At 35.9% G+C, this 12,552-nt stretch carries 10 protein-coding genes; 7 read left to right on the top strand and 3 right to left on the bottom strand.

Annotation, left to right across the window (positions count from 1 at the left end):
* Positions 1-50: 50 nt before the first annotated feature.
* Entirely contained in the window at positions 51-2,039 is a 1,989-nt protein-coding gene (locus C4F50_RS05220; protein ID WP_193845357.1) for a GAF domain-containing hybrid sensor histidine kinase/response regulator, read from the bottom strand.
* A gap of 171 nt (positions 2,040-2,210) precedes the next feature.
* Between C4F50_RS05220 and C4F50_RS05215 the strand changes: the two genes are divergently transcribed.
* Positions 2,211-3,131 carry a phytanoyl-CoA dioxygenase family protein gene (locus C4F50_RS05215; protein ID WP_193845356.1) on the top strand — a complete coding sequence of 307 codons (921 nt, stop codon included), beginning with the start codon at positions 2,211-2,213 and terminating at the stop codon, positions 3,129-3,131.
* 49 nt (positions 3,132-3,180) lie between these two features.
* Here C4F50_RS05215 and C4F50_RS05210 read toward each other — a convergent pair whose 3' ends face one another.
* Complete coding sequence (locus tag C4F50_RS05210; protein WP_193845355.1) at positions 3,181-5,445, bottom strand: ATP-binding protein; 2,265 nt, start codon at positions 5,443-5,445, stop codon at positions 3,181-3,183.
* Positions 5,445-6,047, bottom strand: a complete 603-nt coding sequence (locus C4F50_RS05205; protein ID WP_193845354.1) for a biliverdin-producing heme oxygenase — start codon at positions 6,045-6,047, stop codon at positions 5,445-5,447. The genes C4F50_RS05210 and C4F50_RS05205 overlap by 1 nt, the downstream gene beginning before the upstream one ends.
* Positions 6,048-6,357: 310 nt before the next feature.
* On the opposite strand from C4F50_RS05205, the gene nadA reads away from it, so the two are divergent.
* From nadA to C4F50_RS05175, 6 genes are read left to right on the top strand one after another with little or no spacing between them, the layout of a single operon-like run.
* A complete protein-coding gene (gene nadA, locus C4F50_RS05200; protein WP_193845353.1) occupies positions 6,358-7,290 on the top strand; it encodes a quinolinate synthase NadA in 933 nt (310 codons plus the stop codon).
* A gap of 29 nt (positions 7,291-7,319) precedes the next feature.
* A complete protein-coding gene (nadB, locus tag C4F50_RS05195; RefSeq protein WP_193845352.1) occupies positions 7,320-8,843 on the top strand; it encodes an L-aspartate oxidase in 1,524 nt (507 codons plus the stop codon).
* 19 nt (positions 8,844-8,862) lie between these two features.
* Positions 8,863-9,594, top strand: coding sequence for an iron-sulfur cluster repair di-iron protein (gene ric / locus C4F50_RS05190; protein WP_193845351.1), 732 nt, complete (start codon positions 8,863-8,865; stop codon positions 9,592-9,594).
* Positions 9,595-9,604: 10 nt separating this feature from the next.
* Positions 9,605-11,728, top strand: a complete 2,124-nt coding sequence (locus C4F50_RS05185) for a ribonucleoside triphosphate reductase (RefSeq protein ID WP_193845350.1) — start codon at positions 9,605-9,607, stop codon at positions 11,726-11,728.
* Entirely contained in the window at positions 11,709-11,876 is a 168-nt protein-coding gene (nrdD, locus tag C4F50_RS25755) for an anaerobic ribonucleoside-triphosphate reductase (protein ID WP_193845349.1), read from the top strand. The genes C4F50_RS05185 and nrdD overlap by 20 nt, the downstream gene beginning before the upstream one ends.
* Positions 11,818-12,546, top strand: a complete 729-nt coding sequence (locus C4F50_RS05175; RefSeq protein ID WP_228011956.1) for an anaerobic ribonucleoside-triphosphate reductase activating protein — start codon at positions 11,818-11,820, stop codon at positions 12,544-12,546. Before nrdD ends, C4F50_RS05175 begins: the two co-directional genes overlap by 59 nt.
* The last annotated feature ends 6 nt before the right edge of the window (positions 12,547-12,552 follow it).

The raw sequence follows: 12,552 nt of genomic DNA, 5'->3' as shown, positions 1-12,552 counted from the left end.
ACTTCTATACATCAGATTCTAAGGTAAAGCTAGAGTTTATTTCTCTTTTATCATAGCTCTTTCAATATTTTTACCGTTTCATGGATTCCACAGTGCAAAATATTTATTTTATCAAAAATTTCGGTAGAAATTTGTCCTGTAGACGCTTCTTCCTCAATGATTGCAACGCAATTACTAAGGTCTTCGAGCATAAAAATATCCAGACTGGATTTCATATTATGCGCCAGCATTTTTACGGCAAGAACATTTTCATTTTTAAAAGCTTCTTCTAACTGTGCTATATCATGGGGAATCTTCTCTATAAAAAGATTGATCATTTCTTGTCTAAAGTCAGGATCACCGCAGGCCATTTCATCCAAAAAAGACAAATCCAAAATTCTCTTTTTTTCCGCTGCAGTGTCTTTTGTCATTACGGTTTTAATCGCTTGTAAAAGTGCCGGCTGTTTAAACGGTTTCGGTACGTAAGCATCCATCCCTACTTTAAAACAGCGTTCCTGTTCTCCTACAAGCGAATGTGCCGTCATGGCAATAATCGGAATATCAAGATTCATTTCATTTCGAATAAATTCCGTCGTCTGATAACCGTCTTTAACCGGCATCTGAAGATCCATTAAAACCAAATCGTATTTATTTGCTTTCAAAAGTTCTATCCCCTCTTCTCCATTCACCGCTGTATCCAATTCAAAACCAAAATTATTCATTACACTTCTAACGAGTTTTTGATTCAAAACATTGTCTTCACACAACAGTATTTTAAGTTGTCCCAAATCATTCTTAGAGGGCATTTTTAATGTGCTTTGGCTTTGGGTGGCTTTTTTATAAGTAAGAGTAAAGAAAAACTCAGAACCGCGGTTTAGCTCACTTTTTACATGAATTTCAGACTGCTGTAATTCAATCAATTGTTTTACAATATTAAGCCCAAGTCCAGTACCACCATAGGTTCTTGTTGTAGTTTCTTCGGCTTGCGTAAATCGATCAAAAACAGTTTTCAGTTTGCTTTTCTGGATTCCGATTCCGGTATCTTTCACAGAGAACTTAAGCGAGTACGAGCTTTCTGTTTCATCAACCTTTTTTACAGAGGCTGTTACTTCTCCTTCTTTGGTAAATTTAAGGGCATTGCCAATAAGATTAACCAAAATTTGATTCAATCTGCCTTGATCTCCCACTACCATTTCGGGCAGATCTGCATCCAGATAGAGATTAAATTCGACATCCTTTTGCACTTTTACTTTCAGCAGATTGTAAACATGTTTCAGCGTCTTTTTAAGATTAAAAGGTTCTGCGTCTATGGTCAGGTTTCCAGATTCTATTTTAGAAAGATCCAAAATATCATTTACGATCAAAAGCAGGTTTTCTCCCGCAATCTGTACGTTATTAATGTATTCGCTCTGCACTTCATCCAGATTGGTTTGTGCGAGAAGATCGGTAAAACCAATTATCGAATTTAGAGGCGTTCTGATTTCATGGCTCATATTGGCCAGAAAACTGTCTTTTGCAAATACCGCCTTTTCTGCTATTTTTTTCTGTTTATCGAGTTCAATATTTTTAGTCTGCAGTTCTAATTGTACAATAACGTGTTTGGCTATGATCGAAAGTGCGTTTCGCTGATTTTCATTAAGTGTTTTAGAAACGTGATCTATAGCGCAGAGCGTCCCGATGTTGTAGCCGTCTGGAGTTGTAAGCGGAATACCCGCATAAAATCTCACTTTAAAACCGTCGGTTACATTGGGATCGTCTTTAAAACGTTCGTTCAAAAAAGTATCATTTATTTCGACCAATTCTGATTCCATTATAGTATACTGGCAGAAACTAATTTCGCGGGGCACTTCAGACAATCCAATTCCTATTTCAGACTTAAACCACTGTCTGCTTTCATCAATAAAAGAGATGTGTGCAATGGGAACACCGCAGATGTAAGAAACCAATTTTGTTGCATCGTTAAAGGCGTGATCCGGAAGAGTGTCAAGAATATTGTAACGTCTTAAAGCTGCTAAACGCTGTAATTCGTTTTCAGGAATGGGGAAATTGTCGTGCTGCATTGATTGGAAATAAGAGCTGCAAAGATAAATTAAAATACAATAAAACTCTAACAATAAGTGCTTACCACCTTATAATCAACAACTTTTATTAATTTACACACAACAAAGAACTCTTTTTTGTAAGTTTATATATTGTTTTTAATTATATCATTGAATCCTTAAATCAAAATTATGCCTTGGATTATTCTTGAAAAACTATGGAAACGTGCTGTGAATCCTGCCATTGCAGCAGACGCAGATACAGTACAGACATGGGACAACGAAATTAAGACGCTATACGATCTTGGAATAAGTATGGAGGATACACTGCAGTTTCTGTATTTTGAAAAACCCGATTTTGAAACTTTTAAAAGTTGGATTACTAAAAGAGAAAAAAAGAAAGTTCTCAATTTTGAAGACCTTAACGAGAATGTTTTATCAGAAGAAGATCTTGATTTTTGGGACAAGAATGGCTATGTCATTGTAAAAAATGCCATTTCAAAAAAAGAATGCGAGGAAACAGAAAAGGCCGTTTGGGAATATTTAAAAATAAATCCGGATAAAAAAGAAACGTGGTATGTAAGACATGAAGACCAAAAAGGATTGATGCTTAATTTCTCGGATCACGAAACATTGAATAGAAACCGGTTTTCTCCAAAAATAAAAAAAGCATACGAACAGCTTTATAATTCGAACAAAATATATAAAACAATCGATAAAGTTAGTTTTAGTCCTCCAGAAACCGAATATTTTCACTTTTTAGGAAGTGCGCTGCATTGGGACACTAGTTTAAAACAGCCCATCCCATTCGCTCTTCAAGGATTGCTTTATCTTACGGACTGCGGCCCAGAAGACGGCGCTTTTCATTGTGTACCAGGGTTTCATAAAAAAATAAGCGATTGGCTCAATAACTTACCTGCTGACGAAAATCCGAGAAAAAAAGCTCTAGAAACACTACAGCCAGAAGCCATAGCGGGCAATGCAGGCGATTTTATTATCTGGGACAACAGACTGCCGCATTGTGCTACGCCCAATAGAGGAAAAAAGGCCAGAATTGTACAATATCTTACGTATCTGCCTAACAGTTATAGTGCAGCCGGCGAATGGGTATAAGTATTTAACACAAAAAGCTCTTTAAGTTTACAATCTTAAAGAGCTTTTTTTATGCTAGTGAATCTTCTGGATCACAAGGAAAATAGATTGTTATGGCAGTTCCCTCGCCAAGTTTTCCTTCTGCATGAATGGTGCCGCCTACGGCCTGCATAATTTTTTTACACAATGCCAGACCAACACCAGATCCGCTGTATTGTTGTTGTGTGTGCAGCCTTGTAAATACTTTAAATATAGATTCTGCATACTGTTGTTCAAAACCGATTCCGTTATCCGAAAAACGAATCCAATGACAATAGACATGAAAAAGATCTTTTATAATTACCGGTTCTTGCGATGCTGTAATTTTGATAACCGGATTTCTTTCTGGCGATGCATATTTTAATGAATTCTGGATCACATTCGAAAACAACTGTCTCATTAAAAAACCAATAGCATGAACTTCTGGAAGTTTTTCATATTCTATTACAGCATTACTTTCTGCAATAACTTCTTTCATTTCATCTAAAGTAGCATCAAGAATCAGATTTAAATCTGTTTTTTCTAAGGAATCTTTGGTATTTTTTATGCGAGTGTATTTTAGAATATCTTCCAGCAGTCCTCTCATTCTGCTTGCTGATTTCGAAACACGTTCTAACGAACCAGAAAAAGGATTATCGGGTTCTTCTTTAAGATCAGACATCATTTTTGAAGTAATCATCTGGATTTTACGAAGAGGCTCCTGCAAATCGTGTGTACTGATCCAATTGATGTTTTCAAGTTCCAGATTGGTTTCTCTTAAAACTTCGCTCTGATGGCGGTATTTTTCTTCTTCTTCACTCAACATAATCATCATCAGATTATTGTGAAGTGCATGAGCATATTGCGCGGCGGTATTAATTTCAAACTGTTTCCAGTCGCTGCTCTGCCCTTTTACAATCTGTTTCCAGATATTAAATGAGTTTCTAGGATGCAGTCCCGTACTGTCTTTGATAATACTTTTTTCTGGATCGCCGCCCCAGTTAATCTCAGAAATAGTTTCTGGCCGCGACCAGATAATAAAATCTGAGCTTCCGAGAGAATGATAAATAATACCCGCAAAATTGGAACATTTTTCTAAAGGAAAATGATCTGTGATGTTGTTGGTAGCAATTAAATGATTTATTTTTTCTTTGTCAATACTATCAATCAGCGCAGTAATTTGTTCGTCTGAAGGAGCCAGACCGCTTTTGTATATTTTATCTCGAAATACAATCGAAACCCCTGCCGCGTTACAAATCTGGAGCAATTGCGGCATTTGGATAATCGTTTCCAAAGATTCTTCAACAAGCGGCAATTCTAATGCGGTTAAATGCTCAAAAGCATCTAATGCTTTTCTGGCATTTATATATTCATCATTAGATTGTCGAATATCAATCTGCGAAGTTATAAACTGTCCCTGCAGTTTTGCGGCAAGCCTGATTTCTGGAGAAATATTTTTTTCAGAATAATGATGACAGGCAATTAATCCCCATAAACGATCGTGATGAATTAAAGAGATTGTAAGCGTTGCTCCTACTCCCATATTCTTCAAATATTCAACATGAATGGGCGATGTACTTCTTAAAATAGAAAGGCTTAAATCCAGGTTTTTACCTTCTTTATCATCAACTGTAAAAATTGGAACCGGCTCGTAATTAATATCAACAATTAAACGGAGCTGATTTTTAATGTACAACTCTCTAGCCTGCACCGGAATATCGGTATGCGGATAATGCAGTCCTAAAAAGGGTTCTAAGTCTTCTCGGCAATTCTCGGCAAAAACTTCGCCATTGTACTGCTCATCAAAACGATAGATCATTACACGGTCGTAACCCGTTATTTCTCGGGTTCCCTGCGCAACAAGGGCACACAAATCTTTAAGTGATTTGGTGTTATTCATTTGTGTTACAAACTGAATAGTCTGTGTGTACACATCTGCTAGTTTTTCTTTATCAAACTGAGGTTCAGCTTCGAGAACATAAATCCCGTAACTTTTATGAATACTGATTTGAAATAATTTTCCATTCAGATCAATTTCTAACGGAAAAGCATCCTGAATTTTATCTTCGTTGATATAATCAAAAATCTGTTTTTGAGCTTTGGAGCCAAAAACGGCTTCAAAGGTTTTGCCAAGCGCCTGCGTATGAAGCACATTCACAAAAGACGAAATGTTTTGGGTGCAAAAATCGATTTTCCAGTCTTGTGTAAGACCGATCAGAAAACCATGCGGCTGAATTTTACCGGGAATGTGTATGGGTTCTTGATCACAATTGGTTAATGTAACAATATCCCTGTTGACTATATCTTTAATCTTCATTATTCTTCTGTACTCAGAAAATGATTATAAATGCTTTCAAATGCAAAAACTGCACCTTTTATAATTTCATCTCCACAATTAAAACGCTGCTCATATTCTTCTAAAACATTGAGAAAAGATTTCCAATAACTTCCTGTTTTATCTCCATAACCGCTAAAATAAGAAACTCCATTTCCTTCAAATAATTGTTCGTTTGCAGTAACATTTTTTAGAATAAATCTCCCTCCAAGTGTAGATCCCTCAATAACATAAAAAACACCCATTGCAAAAGGAACTGACATTGCTGTATTCTCAAAAACAGATTTATAAGTTTCTTTTTTACAGTTAAGAAACTCAAGGTCATTTTCTAACAACTTTTTTTTCTTTCTCTTTTCCAAATCTTCTATAATACCCGTCAATAAAGGAAAAACAACCGTTTCGGTTTGATGATGAACATCCAGCATTAATCCTAAATAATGGCAGTAATCTTCTATTTTCATGTCTGGCGAAAGAATCGAAGCAGAAACTGGGAGACTTTCTAATTTTTTATGAGAATCTGCTGTTTCTTTTTTTAATTCGTAAAGAAAATCTGAAGAAACTTGAGAAGCATTAGGAACATTCATGTATTTAAAATTTATTTTTTATGAGAATTCTCAGCATTCTCGTTATTAGCAAATTTATAAAAAAAATATAGCGAATTAACAATTTATCAATGGTTTATTGATACAAAAATATCCGAAAACTCTTTTGAAAATAGTGCAAAAACATTTCGAATATAGTCAAATAAAAATCAAAAAGTATGATTTGGATCATGATTTCAAAAAATTGATGCGCCTATTTTTACGCTGTTAAAATGATCTGTCGAAAAACAAATCTGAATAAAAAATAACGGCTGGTTCTTCTAAAATTTTGGAAGAAAATAAAATCAAAGAAATGAATAAGACATTTTTAGTACAAGAAATTCTTCGCTTAAAACACGAAAAAAATGCTGTAATCCTCGCTCATTATTACCAAAATGAAGACATTCAGGAAATAGCAGATTTTATTGGCGACAGTCTGGAATTGGCTAAAAAAGCACAAAATACCGATGCCGATATTATTGTTTTTGCGGGCGTTCTTTTTATGGCAGAAACGGCCAAAATTTTAAACCCAGACAAAAAAGTACTTTTTCCCGATTGGGAGGCCGGCTGTTCTCTTGCCGACGGCTGTGATCCAGAAGATTTCAAAATGTTCAAACAACAGCATCCAGATCATGTTGTAGTGACTTACATCAATTGTGCTGCCGAAATAAAAACCATGAGCGATTTGGTCTGCACTTCGGCAAATGCTAAAAAAATCATCAATTCTATTCCTGAGGATAAGAAAATCATCTTTGCACCAGATCAAAATTTAGGAAAATATCTTGAAAAAGAAACCAAACGCGAAATGGTTTTATGGAAAGGTTCCTGTGTGGTTCACGAAGCATTTTCGCTGGATAAATTAATTGAAATTTATAAAAAGAATCCAACAGCAAAGATCGCTGCACATCCAGAATCTGAAAGTCACATTCTAAAAACGGCGCATTATATCGGATCAACTTCTGGCATTACGAATTTCGTCAAAACAGATCCCGCTGCTGTTTTTATTGTGGCAACAGAAGCAGGAATTCTTCACGAACTTTCTAAAGCTGTTCCAGAGAAAACACTTATTCCTGCTCCGTCAAAAGAAGACAATACCTGTGCCTGCAGCGAATGTTCTTTTATGAAAGTGAATACATTAGAAAAATTGTATCTGTGCCTGAAAAACGAAACGCCAGAAATGGTGCTTCCTGAAACCCTTAGAAAAGAAGCTTTAAAACCGATTGAAAGAATGCTCGAGTTATCTTAAAAAATTACCCTAATCTAAATCTAAATAACATGCTCAAAACAGATATATTAATTGTTGGCTCTGGTATTTCGGGATTATTTTTTGCAATGAAAACTGCCAAAAAACGTCCCGATTTATCACTTGTTATCATGGCTAAGGAAACGGCAAAAAACACCAACACTAGACTTGCTCAAGGTGGTATTGCAGTAGTTACCGATTTAAGTGCTGATAGTTTTGAGCAGCACATTAAAGATACATTAGAAGCTGGAGGCGGTCATTGTGATGAAGAGATTGTGAAAATGGTGGTACACCAAGCGCCGGAAAGGTTAAAAGAACTTTTAGAAATAGGAACTTCTTTTGACAAAAACGAAGAGGGAAAATGGGATCTGGGTCTTGAAGGAGGACATTCTCAAAACAGAATTCTGCATCATAAAGACAATTCGGGGCTTGAAATTGAGCAAAAATTACTTAAAATCATCAAGCAGCTGCCTAATGTTGAGCTTTGGGAAAATCATCAGGTTATTGATTTGAATACTGACACTAAAAAAGATAAAACAACTTGCAGCGGTGCTTTCTTTTATGATAAAAAGCACAATAGAATCAAATATATTCGAGCCAGAACCATCGTTTTGTGTACAGGAGGATGCGGTCAGCTTTTTGAAAATACAACCAATCCAAAAATTGCTACCGGTGATGGTGTTGCGATGGCAGCCCGCGCTGGAGCTCAAATAGAAGATATGGAGTATATTCAGTTTCATCCGACTGCATTGTATTCCAAAAGTCAAAATCCACTTTTTTTAATTTCTGAAGCCGTGAGAGGTTTTGGCGCTTACATAGTAAATGAAGACCAAAAAAGATTTCTCTTTAAATACGATGCAAGAGGCGAACTGGCAACACGAGACATTATCTCGCAAGCCATTTTTAAAGAATTACAGTACAGCGCACAAGATTATATGTATTTAGACTGCAGACATCTGGATCAGGACGCTTTTTCTTATCATTTTCCGATGATTACGAGCCATTGTAATGAAAATGGAATCAATTTGAAAAAAGATTTAATTCCGATTGTTCCTGCTGCGCACTACCAATGCGGTGGAATCAAAGTAAACCAAAACGGAAGAACTGGAGTCAAAAATCTATATGCAATTGGAGAATGTGCCAGAACAGGACTTCATGGAAAAAACCGTCTTGCTTCTAACTCGCTTCTCGAAGCTTTGGTGTTTGCACATCAGGCTTCGGAGGATATCGATAAAACGATTGCAGCTTTTACCTATTCATCAAAAATAGTAATACCAAAGTTTCCAAAAGCAGAACAATCTAATGATTATCATGTCTTTGATATTCTGAAAAAAGAACTTCAAATTTTGGTCACTGCTTTTTATACGAGCGGAAATTGTAATGCAGCTTTAACCAAAGCAAAAATCGAAATACTGCATGAAGAAGCGGTTTCTTTAATTAAATCGCATGAAATTACAATTCCGTTTATAGAATTTTCAAATATGACCGCGACTGCTTTACTCATTATCGAACAATGTAAAAAGCAAAATACCCTAAGCGATCCAATCAAAAATTAACTGATTAAATATAACTATTATGAAAATTACAAGTAAAACCACCATCGGAGAAATCGTCGCAGATGATTATCGAACAGCTGCTATTTTCACTAAATATCATATTGATTTTTGCTGCAAAGGATATCGAACTATTGGAGAAGTCTGCAGGAACCGCGATATAGCAGAAAATATTCTGATAGAACACATTGAAGCCTCAAAAAAAAGTTCTGTCAACCAGTCTTTTGATTACAAAACTTGGCCGTCTGAAGCTATTGCAGATTATATTACCAAAACACATCATCGTTATGTTGCAGAAAAAGCGCCTGTTATTATTCAGTATTTAAATAAACTATGCAGTATTTATGGTTCTGTGCATCCTGAACTTCACGAAATACATACCATTTTTTCAAAAGCTGTATTAGATTTAACGGCTCATATGAAAAAAGAAGAACTAGTCGTTTTTCCGTTCATTCAGCAGATGATAAAATCGCAAAAAGAGGGAACTTATTTACAAACTCCCCCATTCGTATCCATTGAAAATCCGATTGCGATCTTAAAACAAGAACATGAAACAGAAGGAGGACGTTTTAGAAGAATTGCAGCTTTAACCAACAATTATACGCCTCCCAACGAATCCTGCGCCACTTACAAAGCTGCTTTTGTACTGCTTCAGGAATTCGAAAAAGATTTACGAAAACACATGCATTTAGAAAATAATATTCTGTTTCCAAAAGTACTTGAAATAGAAAAATCTTTCGAAAAGGCATCCTAAATATCTCTATATGGAAAAATATGTAATCAAACGCAACGGCGATTATAAGCCTTTTGAAAATTATAAAATTCAAGATGCCATTGAAAAAGCTTTTGAAAGTGTCAACCAGGAAATAGACAATCGAATCTTCAAAATTGTCTTAACGGCACTTGAAGTAAAATTTTCGTGGCCGGTTGAAGAAATTCAAGATATTATCGAAAGGGTTTTGTTTGAAAAAGGCTATTTTCAAGTGATGCGTTCGTTTATTATTTACCGTCATACCCGAAAATTACAGCGGGAACATATTAATGGTCTCAATGATGATACAACTTATATAGACAGTACCCAGACGGTTGAAGAATATATCAACGAATCGGATTGGCGTATTAATGCCAATGCCAATATTTCGTACTCCAATGCTGGTTTAGTCTGTAATACAGCTGGAAAAATTATTGCCAATTACTGGCTGGATAAAATTTATAGTAAAGAAGAAGGTTCTGCACACCGGAATGGCGACATACACATTCACGATCTCGACTGTCTTACCGGATACTGCGCCGGCTGGAGTCTTCGTGTGCTACTAAACGAAGGCTTCAACGGCGTTCGAGGCAGAGTCGAGAGCAGACCTCCTTCTCATTTTAGAGAAGCTTTAGGGCAAATGGCCAATTTTCTGGGAATCCTGCAGAGCGAATGGGCAGGTGCGCAGGCTTTCAGCTCATTTGATACGTATCTGGCTCCCTATGTCTTTAAAGACCAGCTTTCTTATGATGATATTGTCAAAACTATAAGAAGTTTTGTTTATAATTTGAATGTTCCTGCACGATGGGGACAATCGCCGTTTACCAATATAACTCTGGACTGGAATGTCCCTGAGGATCTAAAAGACCAGATTCCGACTCGAAATAACAGTCATTTATTTTTTGGAATAGAAGATCAAAATCTGATTCAGGAAGCTCAAAACCGGGGTGTAGAAAAATTGGTTGATCTGAAATATGTTCATTTTCAAAAGGAAATGAACATGATCAATAAGGCATATTATACCATCATGACAGAGGGTGATGCAAATGGACAGCCGTTTACATTCCCGATTCCAACTGTAAACATTACAGAAGATTTTGACTGGGAGGGAGAAAACGTCGATTTGTTGTTTGAAAACACGGCTAAAATAGGGTCTTCTTATTTTCAGAATTTTATTGGAAGTCAGTATGTTTTGAATGAAAAAGGAAATAGAGTCGAAAATCCAAATGCTTATAAGCCAAATGCAGTAAGAAGTATGTGCTGCCGTTTACAGCTAGACTTAAGAGAATTATTAAAACGAGGAAATGGCCTTTTTGGAAGTGCCGAAATGACCGGAAGTATTGGTGTGGTCACAATAAATATGGCTCGTTTGGGCTATCTACACAAAGGAAATATTATTAATTTTTATGCTCATCTGGACGAATTGCTTCAAATCGCAAAATCGACTTTGGAGAAAAAAAGAGCTTTTATACAGCAGCTCTATGACCGAGGCTTGTACCCGTATACGAAGCGTTATTTAAGTCATTTTAGAAATCACTTTTCTACAATCGGCGTAAATGGCATGAACGAAATGGTGCTTAATTTCTCGGATGACCATCAAAACATAACGAGTAAATCCGGAATTCATTTTGCAACCGAAATTCTGGATCATATTCGATTAAGAATGCAGGAATTTCAAGAAGAAACAGGAAACTTATACAATCTTGAAGCCACTCCTGCAGAAGGTACCACCTATCGTTTTGCGAAAGAAGATAAAAAGCGTTTTCCTAACATTATACAAGCAGGTCTGGATGATAATATTTATTATACCAACAGTTCGCAAATTCCTGTAGATTATACCGAAGATCCGTTTGAGGCTTTATTGGTTCAAGACGAATTGCAATGCAAATATACCGGCGGTACAGTTTTACACCTTTATATGAGAGAAAAAATAAGCAGTCCAGAAGCGTGTAAGAACTTTGTCAAAACTGTTCTAACCAATTTTAAACTGCCTTATATTACCGTAACGCCCATATTCAGCATCTGCCCTATTCACGGTTATCTTAACGGAGAACATGAATACTGCCCGAAATGCGACGAAATTATACTCAAAGAAAATAACCCCAAAAGTTTAGTTTATGAAAACAGAAACGCATAAAATTTTAGAAGAAAATCAAGCCAAAAGAAGTAAATGTTTGGTTTATACACGTGTAATGGGGTATCACAGACCCGTAGAAAGTTTTAATATTGGAAAAAAAGGAGAACACCAGCAGCGTACCCATTTCGAGGAGACTGTCTGCAAGTAATGCAGTTTACAGCATTACACCATTTACATTATTAGATTACCCGAAGAAAACAGCCTGCATCATTTGGTTTGCAGGCTGTAATATGAGGTGTTTGTATTGTTACAATCCGGATATAGTATTAGGAAAAGGAACAATAGATTTTAAAACTGCTATTTCGTTTCTGGAATCCAGAATTGGTCTTCTGGATGCCGTGGTATTGAGTGGCGGCGAATGTACGATTCATAAAAATATAATTCCGTTTATCAAGAAAATCAAAAGCATGGGTTTTTTGGTCAAAATTGATACCAATGGTTCCAATCCGCTGGTAGTAAAAGACCTCATTTTTGATCGATTGGTAGATTATATTGCCTTGGATTTTAAAAGCCTTCCTGAAACTTTTAGTCAAATTACACAATCTCGTTTTTTTTCCAAATTCGAACAGAGTCTTTCGGTTTTAATGCATTCTAAAATTGACTTTGAAATTAGAACTACATTTCACTCTTCACTTATTAGTGAAACTCAATTTGTTAAAATGATCGAATTTCTGGAATCGCAAAATTATGAAGGGAAATATTATGTCCAATTTTTCGTGAATAATGTCCCAACACTTTGTCAATTAGAAAGTTCGCATAAAGAAATTAGAATTAAAAACTATTCGACTTCAAAAATAAAAGTTATTTTTAGAGATTAAAACACT

Source organism: Flavobacterium hungaricum, assembly GCF_015182285.1.
Classification (GTDB): Bacteria; Bacteroidota; Bacteroidia; order Flavobacteriales; family Flavobacteriaceae; genus Flavobacterium; species Flavobacterium hungaricum.
This window is presented reverse-complemented; position numbering and strand designations above follow the sequence as displayed.